General features: G+C 71.4%; 19 protein-coding genes. 5 read left to right on the forward strand and 14 right to left on the reverse strand.

The window, feature by feature from the left end:
- Window positions 1-260: 260 nt before the first annotated feature.
- Window positions 261-1442: a cysteine desulfurase family protein gene (locus ACL00U_RS10365; RefSeq protein WP_412873371.1), complete on the reverse strand. Its 1182-nt coding sequence runs from the start codon at window positions 1440-1442 to the stop codon at window positions 261-263.
- Window positions 1443-1501: 59 nt separating this feature from the next.
- On the opposite strand from ACL00U_RS10365, the gene ACL00U_RS10370 reads away from it, so the two are divergent.
- The 3 genes from ACL00U_RS10370 to glgB all read left to right on the forward strand — a co-directional run bounded on the left by ACL00U_RS10370 (window position 1502) and on the right by glgB (window position 8355).
- On the forward strand, window positions 1502-3619 hold the full coding sequence (locus tag ACL00U_RS10370; RefSeq protein ID WP_412873372.1) for a glycogen debranching protein: 2118 nt from the start codon (window positions 1502-1504) through the stop codon (window positions 3617-3619).
- Between the two features lie 174 nt (window positions 3620-3793).
- The gene (locus ACL00U_RS10375) at window positions 3794-5794 is read left to right on the forward strand and encodes an alpha-1,4-glucan--maltose-1-phosphate maltosyltransferase (RefSeq protein ID WP_412873373.1); all 2001 of its coding nucleotides are present in this window, start codon (window positions 3794-3796) and stop codon (window positions 5792-5794) included.
- Window positions 5791-8355 carry a 1,4-alpha-glucan branching protein GlgB gene (glgB, locus tag ACL00U_RS10380; RefSeq protein ID WP_412873374.1) on the forward strand — a complete coding sequence of 855 codons (2565 nt, stop codon included), beginning with the start codon at window positions 5791-5793 and terminating at the stop codon, window positions 8353-8355. Before ACL00U_RS10375 ends, glgB begins: the two co-directional genes overlap by 4 nt.
- Before the next feature lie 233 nt (window positions 8356-8588).
- On the opposite strand, the gene ACL00U_RS10385 is transcribed toward glgB, so the two are convergent.
- Window positions 8589-9599, reverse strand: coding sequence for a tetratricopeptide repeat protein (locus tag ACL00U_RS10385; protein ID WP_056068945.1), 1011 nt, complete (start codon window positions 9597-9599; stop codon window positions 8589-8591).
- On the reverse strand, window positions 9596-11338 hold the full coding sequence (locus tag ACL00U_RS10390; protein ID WP_031260296.1) for a hypothetical protein: 1743 nt from the start codon (window positions 11336-11338) through the stop codon (window positions 9596-9598). The genes ACL00U_RS10385 and ACL00U_RS10390 overlap by 4 nt, the downstream gene beginning before the upstream one ends.
- 184 nt (window positions 11339-11522) lie before the next feature.
- On the opposite strand from ACL00U_RS10390, the gene ACL00U_RS10395 reads away from it, so the two are divergent.
- On the forward strand, window positions 11523-13364 hold the full coding sequence (locus tag ACL00U_RS10395; RefSeq protein WP_259552738.1) for a hypothetical protein: 1842 nt from the start codon (window positions 11523-11525) through the stop codon (window positions 13362-13364).
- A gap of 88 nt (window positions 13365-13452) precedes the next feature.
- Here the strand turns inward: ACL00U_RS10395 and ACL00U_RS10400 are convergent, their stop codons facing one another.
- From ACL00U_RS10400 to ACL00U_RS10445, 10 genes are all read right to left on the reverse strand, one after another.
- The gene (locus ACL00U_RS10400) at window positions 13453-14202 is read right to left on the reverse strand and encodes an alpha/beta hydrolase (protein WP_259552739.1); all 750 of its coding nucleotides are present in this window, start codon (window positions 14200-14202) and stop codon (window positions 13453-13455) included.
- Entirely contained in the window at window positions 14199-14501 is a 303-nt protein-coding gene (locus ACL00U_RS10405; RefSeq protein ID WP_031260297.1) for a hypothetical protein, read from the reverse strand. The genes ACL00U_RS10400 and ACL00U_RS10405 overlap by 4 nt, the downstream gene beginning before the upstream one ends.
- Window positions 14502-14513: 12 nt before the next feature.
- Window positions 14514-15407 carry a transglycosylase SLT domain-containing protein gene (locus tag ACL00U_RS10410; RefSeq protein WP_412873375.1) on the reverse strand — a complete coding sequence of 298 codons (894 nt, stop codon included), beginning with the start codon at window positions 15405-15407 and terminating at the stop codon, window positions 14514-14516.
- A 147-nt stretch (window positions 15408-15554) separates the two neighbouring features.
- Window positions 15555-16103, reverse strand: coding sequence for a DivIVA domain-containing protein (locus tag ACL00U_RS10415; protein WP_017888238.1), 549 nt, complete (start codon window positions 16101-16103; stop codon window positions 15555-15557).
- Between the two features lie 78 nt (window positions 16104-16181).
- Window positions 16182-17126, reverse strand: a complete 945-nt coding sequence (locus ACL00U_RS10420) for a phosphatidate cytidylyltransferase (protein ID WP_017888239.1) — start codon at window positions 17124-17126, stop codon at window positions 16182-16184.
- A 65-nt stretch (window positions 17127-17191) separates the two neighbouring features.
- On the reverse strand, window positions 17192-17746 hold the full coding sequence (gene frr, locus ACL00U_RS10425) for a ribosome recycling factor (protein ID WP_017888240.1): 555 nt from the start codon (window positions 17744-17746) through the stop codon (window positions 17192-17194).
- Between the two features lie 47 nt (window positions 17747-17793).
- On the reverse strand, window positions 17794-18513 hold the full coding sequence (gene pyrH / locus ACL00U_RS10430) for a UMP kinase (RefSeq protein ID WP_017888241.1): 720 nt from the start codon (window positions 18511-18513) through the stop codon (window positions 17794-17796).
- A gap of 127 nt (window positions 18514-18640) precedes the next feature.
- The gene (gene tsf / locus ACL00U_RS10435) at window positions 18641-19468 is read right to left on the reverse strand and encodes a translation elongation factor Ts (RefSeq protein ID WP_027465873.1); all 828 of its coding nucleotides are present in this window, start codon (window positions 19466-19468) and stop codon (window positions 18641-18643) included.
- Between the two features lie 87 nt (window positions 19469-19555).
- Window positions 19556-20482: a 30S ribosomal protein S2 gene (gene rpsB / locus ACL00U_RS10440; protein ID WP_017888243.1), complete on the reverse strand. Its 927-nt coding sequence runs from the start codon at window positions 20480-20482 to the stop codon at window positions 19556-19558.
- A 321-nt stretch (window positions 20483-20803) separates the two neighbouring features.
- Window positions 20804-22246 carry a sugar porter family MFS transporter gene (locus tag ACL00U_RS10445; protein ID WP_042539727.1) on the reverse strand — a complete coding sequence of 481 codons (1443 nt, stop codon included), beginning with the start codon at window positions 22244-22246 and terminating at the stop codon, window positions 20804-20806.
- A gap of 317 nt (window positions 22247-22563) precedes the next feature.
- Between ACL00U_RS10445 and ACL00U_RS10450 the strand changes: the two genes are divergently transcribed.
- Window positions 22564-23166 (forward strand): M23 family metallopeptidase, encoded by a 603-nt coding sequence (locus ACL00U_RS10450; RefSeq protein ID WP_083389265.1) that lies wholly within the window; start codon window positions 22564-22566, stop codon window positions 23164-23166.
- Between the two features lie 39 nt (window positions 23167-23205).
- Here ACL00U_RS10450 and ACL00U_RS10455 read toward each other — a convergent pair whose 3' ends face one another.
- Entirely contained in the window at window positions 23206-24138 is a 933-nt protein-coding gene (locus ACL00U_RS10455; protein WP_017888246.1) for a tyrosine recombinase XerC, read from the reverse strand.
- Between the last annotated feature and the right edge of the window lie 14 nt (window positions 24139-24152).

A 24152-nucleotide genomic window follows, 5' to 3' on the forward strand; every position in this document is an offset into this window, starting at 1 on the left:
GACGACGCTCGTCCTCGTCCTCGGGGTCTTCTGGGTCGGGACCGGGCACGGCGTCGTCGGGTGGGCGATGGTCGGTCTCGCAGCGACCGGTCTCTCGCACGTCTGGGTCGGTGTGTGGATCCGACGGCAGCCGCTCCCGCAGCCGCGCGCGACCCGTACCCGCCGTGACCCGGAGAGTCGCGAGGCTCTCGACGTCAGGACCAGAACGATGTCCAGCACCGCAACCGTGCCCCGTGGCATCCAGCCCGACGGAAGAGGCCCTACCGCCCGAGCAGCGGCTCCCGCGACGCCATCCCCGCGGCACCGGCCCGCGCGACCGCATCCGGCAGCGCAGCCAGGAACGCGTCGACGTCGGCGTCGGTCGTCGTGTGCCCGAGTGTGATCCGGAGCGCACCGCGGGCGTCCTGCTCCGACAGCCCCATCGCGAGCAGCACGTGCGACGCCTCGGGCACCCCGGCCTGGCACGCCGATCCGGTCGACACCGCGACCCCGGCGGCGTCGAACAGGAACAGGAGCGAATCGCCCTCGCACCCGGGGAACGTGAAGTGTGCGTTGCCCGGCAGCCGGTCGACGGGGTCCCCCATCAGCACGGCTGACGGGACGGCCGCACGCACCCCGGCGACCAGACGGTCCCGCAGGGCGGCGAGCGCCGGGTGCGGCATCGGCTCGGCGACCACCGCGCCGGCCGCCACGCCGAAGGCCGCAGCCGCAGGGGCGTCCTGCGTGCCGCTCCGCACCTGCCGCTGCTGCCCACCACCGTGGATGAGGGGTTCGACGGTCGCCTTCCGTCCGAGCACGAGCGCACCGATGCCGACGGGCCCGCCGATCTTGTGGGCGGAGACGCTGAGGGCGTCGAGGCCGGACGCCGCGAACGACACGGGCACCTGGCCGTAGGCGGCGACCGCGTCGCTGTGCACGGGCACGCCGGCGGCGTGCGCGAGTTCGACGATCCGTGACACGGGCTGGACGGTGCCCACCTCGTTGTTCGCCCACAGGAACGTGACCAGGGCGACGTCCGAGGCGTCGGCGAGCCGCGCCTCCAGTCCGGCGAGGTCGACGCGACCCTGCGCGTCCAACGGGACCACGTCGACGACGGCCCCCTCGTGCGTCTCCAACCAGGTCAGGGTGTCGACGGTGGCGTGGTGCTCGCCGCCCGGGACGACGATGCGGGGCCGCTGGCGGTCACGCTGGCGAGCCCAGAACAGGCCCTTCACGGCGAGGTTGATGCTCTCGGTGCCGCCGGAGGTGAACACGACCTCGACCGGGTCGGCGTCGAGCGAGCGCGCGACGGCGGCGCGGCCGTCCTCGAGCAGCATCTTCGCGCGCTGACCGGCGCTGTGGATGGACGACGGGTTGCCGACGGTGCCCAGGGCATCGGTGAAGGCGGCGAGCGCCTCCGGCAGGATCGGCGTCGTCGCGGCGTGGTCGAGGTAGACCGACAAATGCACCCCCTGGATCGAGCAGTGTCCAGGATACGCGCCGGTCCTCGTACCCTTGTCGCGTGCACGAGACAGCGATCGACCTGACGCCGGGGTTCTCCCTGGGCGGGACCGTCCCCCGGTTCACCCTGCGGTCCGCGACGGCGACGGGCGTCGTCCTGGTCGTGACGAGCGCGGGAAGCGCCGACGGCGCGGACGGGACCGACCGCTCCGACGGCTCCGAGGGCCGGCCGACCCGACACCCGCTCGAGCGCGTGCCGGACACGGACGTGTGGACCGGCGAGGTCCCCGGGGTCGTGCCGGGCGACCGGTACCACCTGCTCGTCGACGGCCCGGTCGGCCCGCGGCACGAGTTCGACCCGACGCGTCCGCTGCTCGACCCGTACGCGCGGGGCATCCTGCCGACGGGGAACGACGAAGCAGCCGGCCCGCGCTGGACCAGCGTCGTCGTCGACGACGCCTTCGACTGGGGCGGCGTCGTGAAGCCGCAGGTCCCGCTCGACCGCGCCGTCGTCTACGAGGCGAACGTCCGCACCCTGACGGCAGCGAACCCGCACCTGCCGGAACACCTGCGCGGCACGTACGCCGGGGTCGCACACGAGAGCACGATCGCGCACCTGCACCGCATCGGCGTCACCACGCTCGAGCTGCTGCCCGTGCAGGCCTTCGACACCGAGCGGTGGCTCCGCGACGCCGGCCGGCAGAACGCCTGGGGCTACAACACGCTCGGGTTCTTCGCCCCGCACGCCGCGCACGCGTCGGCACCGGCCCGGCAGCAGGGCGCCGACGCCGTCCTGCGCGAGTTCAAGGGCATGGTCCGGCTGCTGCACGAGGCCGGCATCCAGGTCGTCCTCGACGTCGTCTACAACCACACCGCGGAAGAGGGCCTGGGTGGCCCGACGACGAGCCTGCGCGGCATCGACGGTGCGAACCGGTACCGCTGGGCGCACTCCGCCTCGCCGTACCGGGACGGCTACTACGACACCACCGGGTGCGGGAACACGCTCGACACCTCGGTCGAGGCGACCGCGGACCTCATCGTCGACAGCCTGGTGTACTGGGCGCGCGAGGTGCAGGTCGACGGCTTCCGCTTCGACCTGATGGCCGCCCTGGCCCGCGACGGCGAGCACCGGTTCGACCCGTCGCACCCGCTGCTCGAACGCATCCGGAACCACCCCGACCTGCAGGACACCCTGGTGGTCGCCGAGCCGTGGGACGTCGGCCCCGACGGCTGGAAGACCGGGGCGTTCGGTGCGGCCGGGGACCGCACGAGCGAGTGGAACGACGGCTTCCGGAACACGGTCAGGCAGTTCTGGCTCACCGACATCGCCGAGGAGCGCCGCACCGGCTTGCCGCAGACCGGGATCGGCCGGCTGGCTGAAGCGTTGTCGGGGTCGAGGAGTGTCTTCGGCGCCGACCGCGGCCCGCTGGCGAGCGTCAACTTCGTCACCGCGCACGACGGCTTCACCCTGCTCGACCTGGTGTCGTACGACGGCAAGCACAACGAGGCCAACGGCGAGGACAACCGCGACGGCTCGAACGACAACCGCTCGTTCAACCACGGCATCGAGGGCGACACCGCCGACCGGGGGGTCCGCGCCGCGCGTGGCCGGTCGATGCGCAACCTGGTGGCGACGCTCATGCTGTCCGCCGGGGTGCCGATGCTCACCGCCGGCGACGAGCGGAGCCGCACCCAGCACGGCAACAACAACGCCTACGTGGTGTCCGAGGACCTGACCCCGGTCGACTGGTCCGACGACGAGGACGCCGAGACGATGACCGAGGCCGTCGCCGCGCTGGCCCGGTTCCGGCAGGCGCACCCGTCACTCCGGCCCACCCGCTTCGGCGTCGAGGGCCAGGAGACGCCAGGGGCCTCGCGGATGTCCTGGTACGGACCGGACGGGCAGCCGATGACGATCGAGGGCTGGGACCAGCCGGTGCACCGCGCCCTGCAGTACTTCGTCGAGTCGACACCGGAGCACGAGCCCTTCGACCGCGTCCTGGTGGTCGTGCACGGCAGCGGCCGTACCCGCGACCTGACCCTGCCGGTGCGCGAGGACGTCCTCGGGTACCGCCTGGCCTGGTCGAGCGAGAAGCACCGAGACCACGAGCGCCTCCGTCCCGCCGGGCAGGTCTTCACCGCCTACGGCCCCGGCATCCACCTGTTCGAGGTGGCGTAGCGCGAGCAGGCGGGTGCGGCCGGGCACAGCGACCGACAGGCGGACGCAAGGCTCGTGGCGGCCCCGCCACGGGCCTTGCGTCCGGTCCTCCACAGGGTCCACGGCGCGCCCGGCCCCTCCACAGTGGGCGGAATCCGGGGAACGCGGAGCCGCCCGCCGGGTAGCGTCGCTTCCGTGGCCACCGCAGACCGACCCCGACGCCCGAAGATCGGGCGCATCCCGATCACCGAGCTCGCCCCGAGGACGCCGAACGGCTTCCCCGGCAAGGCATTCGACGGCGAGGTGATCACGTTCGGTGCGACCGTCTTCCGAGAAGGACACGGCATCATCGGCGCCGACCTCGTCCTCGAACGCCCAGACGGTGGAACACGCACCGTCCCCATGACCCTCGGTGCCCCCGGCACCGACCGCTACGACGCCACGGTGCAGGTCGACCACGTCGGCGTCTGGACCTGGCACGTCGAGTCGTACTCCGACGACTGGGCGAGCTGGCTGCACGGCGCACGCCTGAAGATCGCAGCCGGCGTCGACACCGAGGCGACGCTGCTCGACGGCGCCGTGCTGCTCGACCGGCTGGCCGACGAGACCGGCTCCCCCGCCGCCACACGCGCCGCCGCACGGGTCCGCGACACCGACCTCGACCCGGCGGAACGCCTGGCCGCCGTCGACGACCCGCGCATCGTCGCCGAGGTCGAGGAAGCCCCCCTCACCTCGCTCCGCACGCACTCCGCCACCCAGCTGCTCGACGTCGAACGCACCCGCGCCGGCGTCGGCGCCTGGTACGAGTTCTTCCCCCGCTCCGAAGGCGCGAAGAAGAACCCCGACGGCTCCTGGAAGAGCGGTGACTTCCGCACCGCGGCCCGCCGCCTGCCCGCCGTCGCCCGGATGGGCTTCGACGTCATCTACCTGCCGCCGATCCACCCCATCGGCACCACCGCCCGCAAGGGGCCGAACAACACGCTCACGCCCGGGCCGAACGACCCCGGCAGCCCCTGGGCGATCGGCTCCCCCGAAGGCGGGCACGACGCGATCCACCCCGACCTCGGCACCGAGGACGACTTCCGCGACTTCGTCGAGACGGCGAAGAACACCGGCATGGAAGTCGCGCTCGACTTCGCGCTCCAGTGCTCCCCCGACCACCCCTGGGTCACCCAGCACCCGGAGTGGTTCACGCAGCGCGCCGACGGCTCCATCGCGACCGCCGAGAACCCGCCGAAGCGCTACCAGGACATCTACCCGATCCAGTTCGACACCGACCCCGAGGGCCTGGTCACCGAGGTCGAGCGCGTCCTGCGCCACTGGATCGCCTTCGGCATCCGCATCTTCCGCGTCGACAACCCGCACACCAAGCCGCTGTGGTTCTGGGAACGGGTCATCCGTGAGATCCGCGACGAGCACCCCGACACCGTGTTCCTGGCCGAGGCGTTCACCCGCCCGGCGATGATGCGCGCGCTCGCCGAAGCCGGGTTCCAGCAGTCGTACTCGTACTTCACCTGGCGCAACACCAAGGACGAGATCGAGGACTACTTCACCGAGCTCTCGCACGAGACGAGCGACTACCTGCGCCCGAACCTCTTCGTGAACACCCCCGACATCCTCACCGAGTACCTGCAGTTCGGCGGCCGAGCCGGCTACAAGGTGCGTGCGGCGCTCGCCGCCACCGGTGCGCCGACGTGGGGCATGTACGCCGGGTACGAGCTGTTCGAGGAGGTCGCACGACCGGGCTCCGAAGAGAACATCGACAACGAGAAGTACGAGTACAAGCCGCGCGACTTCGCACTGGCCGAGGCCGAGGGCGCGTCCCTCGCCCCGTACGTCACGATGCTCAACCGGTTCCGGGCGGCGCACCCCGCGCTGCGACAGCTGCGGAACCTGCACGTGCACGCCGCTGACGACCCGGCGATCGTCGTCTACTCGAAGCACCTGTCGGGTGACTTCATCCGGTCGGGTCGGCCCGACACGGTGATCGTCGTCGCCAACGTCGACCCGCACTCCGCCCGTGAGACCACCGTGCACCTGGACCTCGCCGCACTCGGTCTGCCGACCGAGGGCCTGTTCGACGTCCGTGACGTCGTGACCGGTCAGCGCTGGACCTGGGGCGCGTCGAACTACGTCCGCCTGGACGCGTTCCAGGAGCCCGTGCACCTGCTCGTCGTGGAAGGACCCCACCGATGACCCCCGAACCGACCGACCCCACGAAGCGCGGACCGGCCGTGCCGCCGGTACCGCCTCCGCCGCCGGCCGTGCCGCGCTACGAGCCGAAGGTGTCCGCTCCCGCCGAGGACCTGCCCGGTGCCCCTCCGGCCGAGCGCGAGGCGCCCGACCGCGGCGTGGCGGAGTCCGCGACGCTCGCCGGACACCCCGCCGACCCGACGCACCCGCGGCAGCCGTCCGTGGCGGCAGCCTCGTCGTCGGACGACCCGCAGGCCCCGACCGGAGGCTCGGCACCGGTCGTCCGTCCGGCGTCCGTCGACGCCCCGGTCGCCCCCGGCGCCGCTGCCGCCTCCCCGGCTCCGGCCGATGCCCCGGCCCCGGCCGTCGGCACTGCCGGTGCCGCCACGGACCCGCGCCCGGCACCGATCGAGGACTGGCTGCGCCTGCAGGTGGCCGAGGGCCGGTGGTCCCAGCCGCACGACGTGCTCGGCCCGCACCCCGTCGACGGCGGCACGAGCGTCCGCGTCGTCCGCCACCTGGCCCGCGCGGTGCGACTCGTCCGCCCCGACGGCGACGACATCGAGCTCACGCACGAGGGCGACGGGCTCTGGGCCGGCGCCACGGCCGACACGCTCGGTCGGTACCGCGTCGAGTCGGAGTACGACTACGACGCGTCAACGGACGAGGACGACGCCACCTGGACCACCGACGACGCGTACCGGTTCGCCCCGACGCTCGGCGAGCTCGACCTGCACCTGTTCGGCGAAGGCCGCGACGAGCAGCTCTGGCAGCACCTCGGTGCACACGCCCGCACGGTCGACGGGGTCGACGGGGTCGCATTCGCCGTCTGGGCACCGCGCGCCACCGCCGTGCGTGTCATCGGGGACTTCGAGGGCTGGGAAGGCCGCACCACCGCGATGCGCCGTCTGAGCGACCTCGGTGTCTGGGAACTCTTCTGGCCCGGTGCCGTCGTCGGCCAGCGCTACAAGTTCCAGATCCTCACCGACTCCGGCTGGGTGGAGCGGGCCGACCCGTTCGCCCGCGAAGCCGAGATCGCGCCGGCGACGGCCTCCGTCATCACCGAGTCCACGTACACGTGGTCCGAGGGCGACGCCGCGTGGATGGAGCGCCGTGCGCAGACCACCACGCACGACGCCCCCATGAGCGTCTACGAGGTGCACCTCGGCTCGTGGCGCCCCGGCCTGTCGTACCGCGAGGTCGCCGACCAGCTCATCGGGCACATGGAGTACACCGGCTTCACGCACGTGGAGTTCCTGCCGCTCTCCGAGCACCCGTTCGGTGGCTCGTGGGGCTACCAGGTCACCGGGTACTACGCCCCGACCGCACGCTTCGGTTCACCGGACGACCTGCGCTACCTGATCGACCGCCTGCACTCCGCGGGCATCGGCGTGATCATGGACTGGGTCCCCGGGCACTTCCCGAAGGACGAGTGGGCGCTCGGCCGCTTCGACGGCTACGCCCTGTTCGAGCACCCCGACCCGCGCCGCGGTGAGCAGCTCGACTGGGGCACCTACGTCTTCGACTTCGGGCAGCCGCAGGTCCGCAACTTCCTGGTCGCGAACGCGCTGTACTGGCTCGAGGAGTTCCACATCGACGGTCTGCGCGTCGACGCGGTGGCGTCGATGCTGTACCTCGACTACTCCCGCACCGACTGGCTGCCGAACATCCACGGTGGGCGCGAGAACCTCGACGCGATCGCCTTCCTGCAGGAGACGAACGCGACGGCGTACAAGCGGTACCCCGGCATCGTGATGATCGCGGAGGAGAGCACCTCGTGGCCGGGGGTGACCCAGCCGACGAGCGCCGGTGGGCTCGGCTTCGGGCAGAAGTGGAACATGGGCTGGATGCACGACTCGCTCGAGTACGTGCAGCGCGACCCCGCCTACCGCAGCTACCACCACGACGAGATCACGTTCTCGTTCGTCTACGCGTTCAGCGAGCAGTTCACCCTGCCGATCAGCCACGACGAGGTCGTGCACGGCAAGGGCTCCCTGTACGGCAAGATGCCCGGCGACGAGTGGCAGAAGCTCGCGAACGTGCGCGCCTACCTGGCGTTCATGTGGGCGCACCCCGGCAAGCAGCTGCTCTTCATGGGCCAGGAGTTCGCGCAGCCCGCGGAGTGGTCCGAGGCGAAGGGCCTCGACTGGTGGCTCCTCGACCAGCCCGGCCACCGCGGCGTGCAGGACCTCGTCGCCGAACTCAACCGCGTCTACAAGGACTCCCCGGCGCTCTGGACCCACGACTCGACGGCCGACGGCTTCGAGTGGCTCGAGGGCGGCGACGCACCGCACTCGACCCTCGGGTTCCTGCGGAAGGACGGCGACGACCGCGTCGCGGTGTTCGTCAACTTCTCCGGCGTCCCGGTGGAGCGTCGCTTCGGGCTGCCGACCGCGGGCGAGTGGCACGAGGTGCTCAACACCGACGCGTCCGAGTACGGCGGCTCCGGAGTCGGCAACCTCGGCGTCGTCACCGCCGAGGACACCCCGTGGGCGGGCCGCCCGGCCTCAGCGCACGTCGTGGTCCCGCCGCTCGGCGCCGTCTGGCTGAAGCTGGCCCGGTAACCCGGCCCGCGTCCAGGACGCAACCGAACGACGGACGGGAGGCCCGGTGCCAGCTGGCACCGGGCCTCCCGTCTGTCTCGTTGCGGGTCCGGGCGATCCTGCTCGAGACGCCGTCGTGTCCGCGAGACGCCGTCGTGTCCGCGAGACGCCGCGGAAACGCCGAGACGCCGCCGGATCCGGCGGCGTCTCGGCGTGACGACGGCGTCTGCTGCGCCGCACGGACCCGGCAGGGGCTAGTACAGCGCGTTCGCCAGGCGGCGGCGGGCCGCGACCACGCGCGGGTCCTCGGAACCGATGAGCTCGAAGTACTCGACGAGCCGCACGCGCAGGGCTTCACGGTCATCGCCGAACACGGTCGGGACGAGGTCGAGCAGGCGCCCGAAGGCGTCGTCGACGTGTCCGCCCGAGATGTCGAGGTCGGCGACGGCGAGCTGCGCCTGGACGTCGTGCGGGCCTGCGGCTGCAGCGGCGCGGATCTCGTCGGCCGTCCGGCCGTTCAGCCGGTCGAGCAGCGACACCTGCGCGAGCCCGGCGACGGCCATCTGGTCGTGCGGGTCCTGCAGGATGGCGGTCTTGTACTCCTCGATCGCGGTGGCGTAGTCGCCCTGCTCGATCGCGTCGTACGCGGCCTGGTGGTGCGGCGGGAGCGGCTCCGGCTCCGGCTCGCCCTGCTCCGCGTCGACGTCCGCCGCTGCGCCGTCGACGGACACGCGACCGGACACCCCGTTCTGCTCGGCGGCCTGGAGCACCTGCTCGTAGACGTCGCGGACCTGCGCCTCGGGCAGTGCGCCGACGAAGAGCCCGAGCGGGCGTCCGCCGATCACGGCTGCGACGGTCGGGATCGACTGCGCCTGGAACGCCTGCACGAGCTGCGGGTTCGTGTCGGCGTCCACCTTGGCGAGCACCACGCGGCCGTCGTACTCGGCGGTGAGCTGCTCGAGGATCGGTGAGAGCTGCTTGCACGGCCCGCACCACTCGGCCCAGATGTCCACGATGACCGGGACGACGTTCGACAGCTCCAGGACGTCCTGGAACGTCGCGTCGGTGACGTCGATGACGAGCGACGGGACCGTCGGGCCGGCGCCGCTCGCAGTGCCGACGTCGGAACCGGGCGCGGCACCGCCTGCTGGACCCGCCGGGGCCGGAGCGCCGGACGGCTGGGGCGGCCGCTGTGCGCGGTCGACGAGGGACGACAGGTCCACGGCTCCGCGGAGCCCGGACGGGGTCGGGGGGATGTTGCTCATTGCACCTCACTTGCTGCGGTCAGGCCCTGCGTGAACCCGAGCAGGACCACTTTGCCATCCGAGGCGACCGGCGGCACGTAGAAGAGCAGCTGGACGCTGTAGGTGGCGCTGATGCCCTTCTTGCTCGTGTCGACGCCGGACAGAGCCTTCACGGCACCTTCGGTGTTCACCTCGGCGCCCGACGCGGTCGGGGTCACCTTCTCGATCTCGTCCAGGTCGGCGGAAACCAGGGCGCCGGCGTCGTCCGTCGCGATGGCGACGGCGGAGTCGGCGGGGACCTCGGACGAGTACTCGATCTTCGCCGTGTCCGGCAGCGCCTTGGCCTTCTTGTCCTTGTACGCCTTGCCGATGGTCGTGCGGAGTGCGTCACCCTCGGTGGTGAACAGGTCGGCGTACTCGCTGGCGGTGTCCTTCGACAGGATGTCGCCGTAGGCGGTCGCGACCTGGTCCGGCTGGATGGTCAGGAGCTTCGACTCCGGCGCGAGCAGCGCCGCACCGATGGTCGTCGGGGCGAGGCTCGGGATCTTCGCGTCGGCCTCGAGCGACACGTCGTACGCGACCTTGTAGGGATCACGGGCGCTGTCCTGCACCAGGGTCAGGGCCTGCGGCGCCGACTTGGCGTCACAGTCCTCGGCGACGATCGTGAAGACCGTCCGCGGCCAGGTGTCGGTCTGCTGCGGCAGCGCGACGCACACCTGCGCTGCGGAGATCGCCGGCGGCGCCTTCACGTCCGAGTCCTTGCCGCGGATCGAGTAGTTGGCCAGCCGGAGGTCGAGCGCCGCGCCGGAGAACCGGGTGCGGACCAGGTCGCGGTCGCGCGCCCCGTCGGCCTGCTTCGCGACGGCCGCGGCGCGCTGCACGATGCGGGTGATCTGCTGCTTGGTCGCGGCGGTCGGCTCGGTGGGCTCCGCCGCCCCCGTGGCGGTGGCCGTCGGAGTCGGCGTGGCCAGCGACGGATCGCCGCCCTGCGGCCAGTAGTCCGACGAGCAGCCGGCCAGGGTCAGGGCACCGACGAGCAGCACCGGGACGCCGACGAACGCGCGGGTCCCACGACGACCGGGGCGAGGCACCTGCGCTCCGGCGGCGGCGGCACGGCGCGAGGCACGCACCCGCGGCGGACGGCTGCCACCGCTGCGACGGCGGGGACCGCGGCCACGGCGCTGGTGCAGGAAGGCGAGGACGAGCAGCACGAGGCCTCCGAGGACGAACACGCCGCCGGCCACGAGCAGCGGACCGACCGCCGGCGTCGCGGTGTCCTGCGGCCAGGTGACGGACACGTCGCTCGGTGCGGCGGCCTTGCCGTCGCTCACGACCAGGACCGAGACGTCCTGGGGCAGGCGGACGGTGAACTGTCCGGCACCGTCGTACTCCTGGTACCAGAGGTCGCTGCCCTTCGGCGACGGCACGCTCGTCTCGCTGCCCGAGGTCGACCCGACCAGCGAGCCCTTCTCGGCGTCGAAGCGGAGCGTGGTGTGCTCGGCGTCACCGATCCAGGCGTCGACGTCGGCGGTCTTGCCGTACGCCGCGAACACCTTGCCGGAGCCGGACACGTTGATGCGCTGGTAGCCGGGGTTGGCGTTGAGCGTGGTCCCCGGGATCACCGTCACCGGGGCGGAACTGGTCGTCGAGCTCTCGGCCACGAGCGAGGACGGCGGCGCGAACACGGTCCGCTGCCCCACCGCCAGCACCACGAGCAGCAGGCCGATGACGAAACTGACGATCGCCAGGACGAATCGCACGAACACTCTCCCTACCGCGCCGGGGTGGGGATGTCGGCGCGCGAATCAGCGACTCAGGATAGCGAGCATCGCTGGACAGTGCATCAATCCGCGCTGTCGCCGGACTCAGACGACCCGCTCCGGCCGCCACTACAATCGACCGCGGGCCGATCCGGGCCCTCCGCCGAGCACCCAGGAGCGACACGTGGCGAACGACGAGGCCGAGTTCGGGACCGAGCTGCGCGGGTACCGCCGCGACGAGGTGGAGCGTTCACTGAACGACCTGCGCCGCGAGCTCATCAAGTCGAACAACGACCGCGCCGACGCCGCGAAGGAGATCCGTCTCCTGCAGGCCCGCGTGTCCGAGCTGCAGGGCGAGCTGGACGAAGCCGGCACCCCCACGTACAGCGGTCTGGGCACCCGACTCGAGTCCACGCTGCGTGTCGCCGAGGAACAGTCGACCCGGCTCATCAGCCAGGCCGACATCGACGCCCAGCGGCTCCGAGCCTCGAGCCGCGCCGAAGCTGAGCGCACCGTCCGCGAAGCACAGGAAGAAGCGCGCGACACCCTCGAGGACGCCCGCACCCGCGCCACCAACGAGCTGACCCGTGCCCGCGCCGAAGCCGCCGACACCGTCGAGCGCTCCCGCGCCGAGGCCGGTCTGCTCACGCAGGACGCCCGCAACGAGGCAGCCGCCATCCGCGGTGCCGCGGTGACCGAGGCCGCCGAGGTCCGCTCCGTCGCCATCCGCGAGACGAACGCACTGCGCGCCCAGGTCGAGCACGAGGTCGCGGAGCTGCGTGAGATCGCCCAGCGCGAGTCCGCCGACGCCCGCACCGCCGCAGCCGAGCTCGACCGTGAGACCGAGCACCGCCGTTCGGTCTTCGAAGCCGACCACACCCGCCGTACCGAGGACCTCGACCGTGAGGAGACGACCCGGCGCGAGGCCCTCGAGCGCGAGGTCACCGAGGGCCGCGCCGCCTGGCACCGCGAACGGGACGAGGAGCAGCAGGCACACGCGCTGGCCCTCGAGACCGGTCGCGCCGAACTCGAGTCCGAGGTCGCGCGTCGGCGGGCCGAGCTCGACAGCGAGATCGGTGACCGCCGCCGCGAACTGGACGAGGAGCTCGCGGCCGCCCGCGCCGAGTGGGAGCGCGAACTCGCCGTGGCCCGCACCGACCTCGAACAGGAGATCGAAGCAGCCCGCGCCCAGCTGCGCGTCGACGAGGAACAGACCCGCGTCGAGAACGCGCGCCTGGTGCAGGAGACCGCCGACCGGATCGCCCGCGAACTCGAGCAGCACGACGCCCGGATCGCGCAGGAGCGGGCCGAAGCCGACGCAGCAGCCGAGCGTGCCGTCCGCGAGCACGAGAACGCCATCGCCGCCCGCCGCGAACGCGAGCACGCCGAGGTCGACGCCGAGATCGCCGACCGCCGCACCGCCGAGCTCGGGGTGCTCGAAGCCGAGCGCACCGCCCTGCAGCAGGAGATCGACACCGCCCGCGCCGCCCTCGTGAAGGAACGCGACGAGGTCCGTGCCGAGATCGCCCGAGCACGCGACGAAGCCCGCACGACCCTCGAGTCGGAACTCGCGGCCCGCCGCGACGACGCCGAGCAGGAGTACCTGCAGAAGCACCACGAGACCGTGACCGAGACGCAGAAGTACCTGGACGAGGCGAACCTGCAGCTCGCCGAGGCCACGCGCCGCGCCACCGAGGCCCGTGAGCGAGCCGAGCGTCTGCAGCAGGAAGCCGACGACCTCGAGCGCACCAGCACGGCCGAGGCGCAGGAGCACGCACGCACCATCGTCGCCGACGCTCAAGACCGGGTGCACCGGATGGTCGCCGACGCCGAGGAGCGCACCGCCGGTGTCATCGCCGAGGCCGAGGACCGCCTGGCGGCGATCCGCACCGAGCGCGAAGCCGTCGCGGGCTACCTCGAGAACCTCCGCGGGGTCCTCACGAACGCGACCGGCCTGCTCGGCACGGCGCCCGCCGCAGCGTCCGCTGCGGACGAGCGCGACGACGTGGACGCGACCGAGCGCTGACGGTCACCGGCCCGGAGGCCCGACACGCGCCTCCAGGCCGCCCCACCCGCAGCAGGTGGCGGGGCGCACGGCATGCCGTGGGCGTTGCTCAGACCGGCCAGTGGGTCGGCATCGGTGCGCTGCCCGGGACGACGAGGTCGGCGATCGCGTCGAGCACGATCCGCACGTACCGCTCCCCCACCCACAGGTGCTTCGCGCCCGCGACGGGCACCACCCGGACATCGGGAGCGAGCGCGAACCGCGCGGCCGCAGCTTCGGGCTGCAGGAAGTCGTCGTGCTCCGGCACGAGCGCCACGACCGGGACGTCGACGGCGGCCCAGCGGGCGAGCTCGGCGTCCGACGTGCGGTGCAGCGGCGGTGACAGCAGGACGACCCCGGCGACGGTGCCGGCCTCGACGTGTTCGAGTGCGTGCTTGAGGATGACCTCGGTGCCGAACGACCACCCCACCAGCCACGGCGTCGGCAGCCCGCGGTCGACGACCTCGGCGACAGCGGCACGCAGGTCGAAGCCCTCGGAGACGCCGTCGCCGAAGCCCCCCTCGGACGTGCCGCGCGGCGACGTGACGGATCGGAAGTTGAACCGCAGCACCGCGATGTCGGCCAGGGCCGGCAACCGGGCAGCGGCCTTCTTGAGCACGTGCGAGTCCATGAAGCCGTGTGCGGTCGGCAGGGGGTGGAGCGTGACGATGGTGCCGCGGGCAGGCGCGTCGGCGGGCTCGGCCAGTTCCCCGACGAGCGTCAGGTGGTCGTCCGTGACCAGCTCGACCTCGGTTCGTCGGGCGGGCAGCTCGGTCGCGGAGCGGATCTCGGTGTCGTGCGTCACGTCGTGCTCGGTCATGCGATGCTCCAGCAGTGGTTGTGCCAGTGCCGACGGGACGCCAGGTCGGCGGCGTCACCCAGGACGCCGTCCGCGCGCCAGACCACCACGTGGGCGGTGCCGGGCGACACGGTGCCACCGCAGCCCGGGCAGATGTACTCCTTCTGCGCCGACGCGGCGGAGATCGGCTGCACCTGGTACTCGCGACCGTGGCGGACCTCGGTGCGCTTCCACGAACTCATCAGCCGATCGAGGGTGGACTCCTCGTCAGGCTCGACGTCGCGACCACGGGGACGCCGCGGCCGATTGCTGCGCGGCACCCGAGCAGCCGATCAGTACCAGTTGTTGGCCTGGCTGTGACCCCACGCACCACAGGGGGTGCCGTACACGCCGGCGATGTAGTTGAGACCCCAGGTGATCTGCGTCGCCGGGTTCGTCTGCCAGTCGGCGCCGGCCGTGGCCATCTTGCTGCCGGGCAGGGCCTGCGGGATGCCGTACGCACCGCTCGGGTTGTAGGCGTTCACCCGCCAGCCGGACTCCTTGTTCCAGAGCGAGACCAGGCAGTTGTACTGGTCGGTGCCCCAGCCGCGGGCCGTGACCTGCTGCAGGGCGATCGCCTGCGCGCTGCCGGGGTCGGGGGTCGCGGCGGTGGCCGCGAGCGTGTTGGCGGCCGAGACCGGCTCGGAATCGGGGGCTGCGGCATCCGCGGCGTCGTCGGTGGCATCGGCGTCGTCGTCTTCGACGACGGGCTTCACGACCTTCGGGGCCGGCACCGTCACGCCGTAGCCGTCGCGGTCGGCAGCGGCCTCGCCGTAGGTGCCGTGTGCGGTGTACTGCTGGGGTGCCGGGGCCTTCACGAGCACCGGGGTGTCGACGGCGGCCTGTGCCACGTCGGCCTGCAGCGGGTTGAACAGCGACCCGCCGACGAACAGGAACACGCCGACGAACGACAGCATCGGGGCCGTCGCGCGCTTGCGGGCCACGGCGTTGACCGACGCGAGACGGGCTGGCTCGGCCAGCTTCGGCGTCGTACGGCGCTGGACCGTCGCGGTGCGCTGCTTCGGGGAACGCTGCTCGGCGACGAGCGCGTCGTGGGCGAAGGACGCCACACGCTCGTCCGAGACGCGGTTCGCCGCGACCGACTTCGGCGTGGCCACCGGCCCCGTCGCCGCTGCCTGCGGGGTCACCCCGAACGCCGACGTCTCCGTCGTGCGGGTTCGCTGCATTGCCGCGCGGCGCTCACCGGAAGCCTGGAGGCTGAGGTGCTCGCGGGTATCGCGGTCGGAGCTTGAATCTGCCGTGTGCCTGCCCATGAGTAGGACCAGGGTAACGGAACGATCACGGAAAGCGAAGCACCTGGGGACAGCGCGTCGTCATCGGACAGCGAGCATCACTTCGACGACGGCGTCGAGCACCGCGTCGACCTGCGCCTCGCGGTACCCGCCGTGCTTCGGGCGGAACACGATCGAGCGCACCTCGGTGAGACTGAGCGGCTTGCCTTCGCGGAAGTACCCCGCGAGTCGGGCGGCGAAGGCATCGACGTCCTTCGGGTGGTAGCCGGTGCCGAGGACGCTCACCCGGCTGAACCGCTGGCCGTCGGGCCGCTCGAGGCGTGCCACGACGTCCGACGCCTTCGTCCGCGCCTCGGCGTACCAGGCCTTCTTGCCGACCTCGCTCATCTCCCGCTCACGCTCGCGCGCCGCGAAGGCGTCCTCCAGCCGCTCGAGAGCGGCGTCGACGTGCGAGGTGGAGTAGCCGCCCTTGCGCATCGAGAACGCCGTGGCACGGATCTTCGCAGCCTCGATGCCGGGGGCACTGTCGTCGGCGGAGTACGCGCGCCGGGCGTCCTCGAGGAAACGCTCGACTTCGTCGACGTCGTAACCGAGGGCGGAACGGGCTGCGGTCGGGAAGGTGGTGGCCACGGCGTCATTCTGCCAGTCCCGACCCGTGGCACAACCTGGACGCGCTGAGTGCCACGTACAGCCCGGCCCGGGGGCGGGTCAGTGGTTGACGACCAGGTACAGCACGTAGGCGACCGCGGCCGACGGCAGGATGCTGTCGATGCGGTCGAGCAGTCCACCGTGCCCGGGCAGGAACGACGAGATGTCCTTGATGCCGAGGTCACGCTTGATCATCGACTCGGTCAGGTCGCCGAGCGTGGCCGACCCGGAGATGAGCACACCCAGCACGACACCGGTCCACCAGGGCAGCCCGAGCATGAACACGGCCACCAGGATGCCGACGACGATGCTCGCCGCCACGGACCCGGCGAAACCCTCCCACGTCTTCTTGGGGCTGATGCGGGGTGCCATCGGGTGCTTGCCGAGGTTCAGGCCGGTCGCGTACGCACCGGTGTCGACCGCGACGACCACGAGGATGAAGCCGATCACCCAGAGGTTGCCGTCCCGCTGGGCGGAGAGCAGCACGACGCAGGCACCGAGCAACGAGATGTACGCCTGGACGAACAGCCCGTTCGTCAGGTCACGGACGACGTTGGCGGCCGGGGGCTTCTGCCGGGCGAGGGCGACCTCGACCAGGCGCCAGACGCTGATCAGGACGATGCCGCCGAGCAGCGTGAACAGCGCCGGGGCCTGCCCGTACAGGAACGCCGCCGGCACCACCGCGATCGCGACGGCGACGCTCGGGATCCGCGGGACGTCGCGGCCGGCGAAGCGCATCGCGCTCGTCAGCTCGTAGACGCCGACGCCCAGCAGGAACGCCGCGACCACCATGAAGGACGGCGTGAACAGGAGCAGCGTGCCGAGCATGACGACCGCGAACGCGAGCGCGATGCCGATCGCCGCCGGCAGGTTGCGCCCGGTCCGCGCCGTCAGTGCTTCGTTCCGCGCACCGAAGTCGGCCTTGCGCTGGCGGAGCTGCGCCTCGAAGTCGGTGCGCGCCGCACGTGCGCGCGCATCGAAGTCCTGGCGGAGCCCCTTCTTCACAGGCCCGCTCGTCGCGGGCCCGTGCTCTGCTGTGGGGCGGTCATCGCCCTGGTCGGAGCGACGCATCAGACCTCGAGGAGTTCGGCTTCCTTCTTCTTCAGCGCGTCGTCGATCTGGTCGACGTGCTTCTTCGTCAGGCCCTCGAGGTCCTTGTCGCCACGCGAGATCTCGTCGTCGGAGATCTCACCCTTGAGCGCGTCAAGGTCGTCCTTGGCCTTGCGGCGGATGTTGCGGATGACGACCTTGTGGTCCTCGCCCTTCGTCCGCACGAGCTTGACGAACTCCTTGCGGCGGTCCTTGGTGAGCTCGGGGATCGTCACGCGGACGATGTCGCCGTCGTTCGTCGGGCTGGCACCGAGGTTCGGGAACGTCGCGATGGCGCGCTCGATCTCCTTGAGCGCCGACTTGTCGTACGGCGTGACGATGAGCGTTCGGGCCTCGGGCGTCTGCAGCGACGCGAGCTGCGCGAGCGGCGTCGGGGTGCCGTAGTACTCGACCGGGATCTTCTGGAAGAGCGCCGCGTTGATGCGGCCGGTGCGGACGGTCGAGAAGTCGTCCTTGGCGACCTCGACAGCCTTCGCCATCTTCTCGGTGGCTTCGGTCAGGACATCACTGATCACGGTGTTACTCCTTCGGTACTGGCGTCGAGTCTAGTCAGCGCCGGGGGTCAGTTGCTGACGACGGTGCCGATGCGCTCGCCACGGATGGCGGCCTGGACGTTGCCGTCGCCCTCCATGCCGAAGACGTGCATCGGCATGCCGTTGTCCATGCAGAGCGAGAACGCGGTGGCGTCGACGACCTTGAGGCCCTTGAGCAGTGCGTCCTGGTAGGTCACGTGGTGCAGCTTCTCGGCCGAGGCGTCCTTCTTCGGGTCCGCGGTGTACACGCCGTCGACGCCGTTCTTGGCGACGAGGACCTCGTCCGCCTTGATCTCGAGCGCACGCTGCGCCGCCACCGTGTCGGTGGAGAAGTACGGCAGACCGGCGCCGGCACCGAAGATGACGACCCGGCCCTTCTCGAGGTGCCGCTCGGCCCGCCGCGGGATGTACGGCTCGGCGACCTGGGTCATCGCAATGGCGGACTGCACGCGCGTCGCGGCGCCGGCCTGCTCGAGGAAGTCCTGCAGCGCGAGCGCGTTCATCACCGTGCCGAGCATGCCCATGTAGTCGGCGCGTCCGCGGTCCATGCCGCGCTGCGAGAGCTCGGCGCCACGGAAGAAGTTGCCTCCGCCGACGACGATCGCGATCTCGACCTCGCGCGCGGCGACGGCGATCTCCTTGGCGATGGTGCCGATCACGTCGGGGTTCACCCCGAGGGAGCCGGCGCCGAACGCCTCTCCCGACAGCTTCAGCAGAACGCGGCGTCGTCCGGTCTTCTCGTCGGTCATCTGGTCCGCACCCTTCGTCGTGGTCTCGTGGAAATGTACTCGCGGATGTGTCGTGCGCGTGTCGTGTCGGTGCGCGCGAAAAACGGGGCCAGGAACCTCGTTGGTTCCTGACCCCGTCACGGGTTCGTTACGCGCCGACCTTGACGCGGGCGAAGCCCTGGATCGTGATGCCGGCGTTCTCGGCGGCCTTCGCGACGGAGATCTTGTTGTCCTTCGCGTAGTCCTGGTCGAGGAGCGACACCTGCTTGATGTAGGCGTTCACCCGACCCTCGACGATCTTCGGGAGGGCAGCCTCGGGCTTGCCCTCTTCGCGCGTGATCGCCTCGACGGTCGCACGCTCCTTCTCGATGGCCTCGGCCGGGACCTCGTCGCGGGTCAGGTACGTCGGGTTCGCGAACGCGACGTGCTGGGCGATCGAACGCGCCTCGGCGGCGTTGTCACCCTCGTACGCGATGACGACGGCGATCTGCGGCGGCAGGTCCTGGCTGGTCTTGTGCAGGTAGATCTCGAAGGCCGAGCCCTCGACACGGCGGACCGTGCGGACCTCGAGCTTCTCGCCCAGCGCGGCTGCCGACTCGTTGACGACCTCGAGGACGGTCTTGCCGTCCAGCGGTGCAGCGTTGGCGGCGGCGACGTCGGCGGCACCGGCAGCGGCGACCGCACCCAGCACCTTGTCGGCGAGGGTCGTGAACTTCTCGTTCTTGGCGACGAAGTCGGTCTCGCTCGCGAGCTCGACGACCGTGGCGGCGCCGTTCTCGGAGGTCGCGACGACGACGCCTTCGGAGGTGGCTCGGTCGTCGCGCTTGGCGACGGCCTTGGCACCCTTGATGCGGAGCAGCTCGACGGCCTTGTCGTAGTCGCCGTCGGCCTCGACGAGCGCGTTCTTCGCGTCCATCATGCCGGCGCCGAGGTCCTCGCGGAGCTTCTTCACGTCAGCAGCGGTGAAGTTTGCCATTGACTGGAGTCCTTTCTGGACTGTACGTGTGTGGAGAGTGGAGTGCAGTCGGGGCGCCGGACCCGGTGGGTCCGACGCCCCGGCGGCTCACTCGGCGGGGGTGGTCTCCGCGGCTGCCTCGGCCTCGGCCGTCGGCTCCGCGTTCTTCGCCTCGTCGGCGATCGGCTCGCCGATCTCCTTCGCGGCGACCTGCGCGTCAGCGTTGTTCTCCTCGACGGTCGCACCCTCGGGGGCGGCGTCGGCGGACGGGGTTGCCGTCTCGCCACCGAGGAGCTCCTGCTCCCACTCGGCGAGGGGCTCGCTGGCCTCGTCCTCGTCGCCACCGTTGTGGCGGGTCTTCAGGCCCTCGGCCGCGGCGTCGGCGACGATGCGGGTCAGGAGACCGACGGAGCGGATCGCGTCGTCGTTGCCCGGGATCGGGTACGTGATCTCGTCGGGGTCGCAGTTGGTGTCGAGGATGCCGATGATCGGGATACCGAGCTTCTGCGCCTCGTCGACGGCGAGGTGCTCCTTCTTGGTGTCGACGATCCAGAGCGCGCTCGGGGTCCGCGTGAGGTTGCGGATACCACCGAGGGTCTTGTGGAGCTTGTCCAGCTCGCGCTTCTTGATGAGGAGCTCCTTCTTGGTGAAGCCCTTCGTCGTGTCGTCGAAGTCGATCTCCTCGAGCTCCTTCATGCGCGCGAGGCGCTTGGAGACCGTCTGGAAGTTCGTGAGCAGACCGCCGAGCCAACGCTGGTTGACGTACGGCTGGCCGACGCGGGTCGCCTGCTCGGCGATGGAGCCCTGGGCCTGCTTCTTGGTGCCCACGAAGAGGATCGTGCCACCGTGCGCGACCGTCTCCTTGACGAAGTCGTACGCGCGGTCGATGAAGGCCAGCGACTGCTGCAGGTCGATGATGTGGATGCCCGAGCGCTCGGCGAGGATGAAGCGCTTCACCTTCGGGTTCCACCGACGGGTCTGGTGTCCGAAGTGGACGCCGCTGTCGAGCAGCTGGCGGATGGTGACGACGGCCATGTGCCGTCCTCCTTCTGTGTTCTCGGCGCGCAGCCGTGCTCTCACACGTCACTGCGGACCTGTTGCGGTTGTGTCGATCGCGACCGTCGGTCGTGATCCCTGGTGTCCTGGCACGCGACCGCCCGCTCGTGAGAGCGGGACCGGTGGTCGGGTACCGAGCCGATGAGGGCCTGGTGGACACGCGAAGTCAGCGCGCATCAGCACGCTGCTGGATAGATGCTAACAGAAGGGAGGCCCGGATCACGCCCGCCTCGCGGCTGACGTGATCCGGGCCTCCTGTCCGGTCGATCCGGCGGATCTCCGCGGCTCCGGCCGTCCTGATCAGGCCTTGGCGTCCACCGTGTCGCCGTCGGCGGAGATGCCCATCTCCTCGAGCGAGCGGCCCTTCGTCTCCGGGATCTTCGCGATGACGAAGAAGAGCGACAGCAGCGCGAACAGTGCGTAGATGCCGTAGGTGACGGTGAGGTTGAAGCCCGAGAGCACCGGGAACGAGATCGTCACGATGAAGTTCGCGATCCAGTTGGCGGCGGAACCGATCCCCAGCGCCGTGGCACGGATGCGGTTCGGGAACATCTCACCGAGCAGGACCCACATCAGCGGACCCCAAGTAGCGCCGAAGGACACCACGAAGAGGTTCGCGAAGATCAGCGCGATGACGCCCCACGAGCCGGGGAGGCTCGGGCTGCCGTCGACGATCGTCGCCTGCGAGAACGCGATGGCGACCATGGTGAGCGAGACGAACATGCCCGCGGAACCCGCGACCAGCAGCGGCTTGCGGCCGACCTTGTCGACCAGGAAGATCGCGATGAAGGTCACGGCGACGTTGACCACCGAGGTGATCGTGGAGATGAGGAACGAGTCCTCCTCCTTGAAGCCGACCGCCTGCCAGAGCGTCGTCGAGTAGTAGAAGATCACGTTGATGCCGACGAACTGCTGCAGCACCGCCAGGATGATGCCCACCCAGACGATCGGCTGGAGCCCGAAGCGGTTGCCCCGGATGGAGCCCTTCTTCTCGCTGGCTTCCTTCTTGATGCCGTCCTGGATCTCCTCCAGGCTCGTGTTCACGGTGTCGCGCGGCACGATCTTGCCCATCACCACGCGCGCGTCGTCGTCCCGCCCCTTGGTGAGCAGGTACCGCGGGGACTCCGGCAGCGTGATCGCCAGGACGCCGTAGACGACCGAGGGGATCACCCCGACCAGGAACATCCAGCGCCAGGCAGCCAGGCCCCAGACCTCGGCCGACGCGCTGCCCGCGGTCACGGCGAAGAGCTGGTCGGACAGGAGCGCGGCGAAGATACCGAGCGTGATCGCGAGCTGCTGGAACGAGGCCAGCCGCCCGCGGATCGCCTTCGGGGAGACCTCGGAGATGTACGCCGGTGCGATGACCGAGGCGGTACCGATGCCGAGACCGCCGACGAGACGCCAGACCACGAGGTCCCACGTGGCGAACGCGAACGCCGATCCGATCGACGAGACGAAGAACAGCACGGCGGCCCAGAACATGATCCGGGTGCGGCCGTAGCGGTCGGCGAGACGGCCGGCGAAGTAGGCGCCGAACGCGCAGCCGATCAGGGCCGAGGCGACCGCGAAGCCGCTGGCCGCGTCGGAGAGGTTGAACTCACCCTTGATCGCGTCGACGGCGCCGTTGATGACGGACGAGTCGAAGCCGAACAGGAAGCCACCGACCGCCGCCGCGATGGCGAACAGGGTGACCTTCCCCTTGAACGCACGGTCTTCGCCGTGCCCGGTGGTCGTGGTGGACACGATGCTCCTGGGTTCTGCCGCCGTGCCGGTGTGCAGCACGGTGCCCCGGCGGTCGGCTGGTTCGCCGTCCGAGCGGCGTTGCGTGTTCCGGAGCGGCCCCGACTGTACTCCTCGCCCGGGATGTGGTCATAACCGGGTGCGAGATCGGGACGACTGGTCGGCGTGCCGACGCGGATCGACGGTGTCGCTGTCGGACGACGTCGACTCCGTCGCATCGGCCGTCGCGTCGTTCCTCCCCAGGCCTGGAGGCGCGACTCCCCCTCCACGGATCGCCCCGTGTCCGCCACGGGGCCGGTTCCACGGCCGAGGCTGGCAACATGCGATCGAGCTCCCGTCCCGTCCTGCTGTCCGTGGTGTGCGCGGCGGTGCTGTGCGGGACGGCGGCGTTCGGTGCGGGGGTGTTCGGGACGGCGGCGTTCGGGGCGGCGGCGTTCGGTGCTGCGCCGTCGTCGGGAGCCGGGCCGTCGGTGACTCCTGCGGCCGACGCCGACGGAGCCGAGGCCCGCTGGGTCTGGCCGACCGGGTCACGGGTGGTCGAACGTGCGTGGGAGGCGCCGTCCTCCGACTATGCCGCCGGCCACCGCGGCATCGACGTCCCCGCGGCCCTGGGGACGACCGCGTCAGCGGTGGCGGACGGCACCGTGGCGTTCGCCGGCGCGGTCGGCGGCCGCACCGTCGTGACGATCGACCACGGCAGCGGGCTGGTCAGCACGCTCGACTCGGTGACGCCCCTGGTCGCCGCCGGTGACGAGGTCGTGCAGGGCGATGCAGTCGGGCGCGTCTCGGTCGGGCACTGTCCGGCGACGGCACCGTGCCTCCACCTGGGTGCGCGGGTCGACGGTCGCTACGTCGACCCGATGCCGTACCTGCCGCCTGCCGAGTGGCCGGTGCTGCTGCCCGAGTCGGCGTGGCCCGGCTGAGCCCACCGGCGACCGAGCGTCAGGGACGTCGGCGCAGCGTCAGGCGCGCGGGTGCGCCGTCCGGTAGACCTCGCGCAGCCGCGCCGACGACACGTGGGTGTAGATCTGCGTCGTCCCCAGGCTCGCGTGCCCGAGGAGTTCCTGCACCGCGCGCAGGTCCGCTCCCCCGTCGAGCAGGTGCGTCGCCGCGGTGTGGCGGAAGGTGTGCGGGCCGCTCGGGCCCTCGCCCGGCAGATCACTGAGCAACCGCGCCACCACGCGGTACGCACTCCGGACGCCGAGTCGGGCGCCACGGTCGCCGAGGAACAGCGCCGTGCTCGCCGGGCCGACGCTCCGAGCGGCGAGGGCGGGCCGTCCGCGCTCCAGCCATGCCTCGAGCGCATCGCGCGCCGGAACGCCGAACGGCACCACGCGTTCCTTGCCGCCCTTGCCGAGGACCCGCACGGTCAGGCGTCCGCGGTCCAGGTCGGTCACGTCGATCCCGACGAGTTCGCTGACTCGGATCGCCGCCGCGTACAGGAGCTCGACGAGGGCCAGGTCCCGCAGCGCCGTCGGGTCGTCCGTCGCGGCCCGGGCGCCGAGCCCGTCGAGCAGGGTGCGCACCTGGTCGGCGGACACCACTCGGGGCAGGTGCGCTCCACCCTTCGGCGCACGGAGCCGGACCCCGGCATCCGTCGGGGTCACCCCGGTCTCGCTCGCCCACCGGGTGAACGCCCGCACGGACGAGGACCGTCGGGCGATGGTCGACCGGGCCAGCCCCCGCTGGTCGGCGTCCCAGAGCCAGTCACGCAGGAGCTCCAGCTCGACGTCGGCGACGCGGTCGACGCTGCGGCCGCCCGCGAAGGTGACGAGCTGCTCGAGGTCGTTGGCGTACGCGCGGAGGGTCTGCTCGCTGAGGCCCCGCGCGTGCCGCGCGTGTCCGAGGAAGGCGTGCACCGCCGCCTCGAGTCGATCGTCCGTCCGCGAAGCCACGACGTCAGCGTACG

This window comes from Curtobacterium poinsettiae (genome assembly GCF_047226435.1).
Taxonomy (GTDB): Bacteria; Actinomycetota; Actinomycetes; order Actinomycetales; family Microbacteriaceae; genus Curtobacterium; species Curtobacterium poinsettiae.

Bases quoted from the DNA above. Each gene is read 5' to 3' on its own strand.
- ACL00U_RS10400 (WP_259552739.1), bottom strand. From the start codon at position 14,202: ATGACCGAGCACGACGTGACGCACGACACCGAGATCCGCTCCGCGACC.
- ACL00U_RS10410 (WP_412873375.1), bottom strand. From the start codon at position 15,407: ATGCAGCGAACCCGCACGACGGAGACGTCGGCGTTCGGGGTGACCCCG.
- ACL00U_RS10450 (WP_083389265.1), top strand. From the start codon at position 22,564: ATGCGATCGAGCTCCCGTCCCGTCCTGCTGTCCGTGGTGTGCGCGGCG.
- rpsB (WP_017888243.1), bottom strand. From the start codon at position 20,482: ATGGCCGTCGTCACCATCCGCCAGCTGCTCGACAGCGGCGTCCACTTC.
- pyrH (WP_017888241.1), bottom strand. From the start codon at position 18,513: ATGACCGACGAGAAGACCGGACGACGCCGCGTTCTGCTGAAGCTGTCG.
- tsf (WP_027465873.1), bottom strand. From the start codon at position 19,468: ATGGCAAACTTCACCGCTGCTGACGTGAAGAAGCTCCGCGAGGACCTC.
- ACL00U_RS10385 (WP_056068945.1), bottom strand. From the start codon at position 9,599: ATGAGCAACATCCCCCCGACCCCGTCCGGGCTCCGCGGAGCCGTGGAC.
- glgB (WP_412873374.1), top strand. From the start codon at position 5,791: ATGACCCCCGAACCGACCGACCCCACGAAGCGCGGACCGGCCGTGCCG.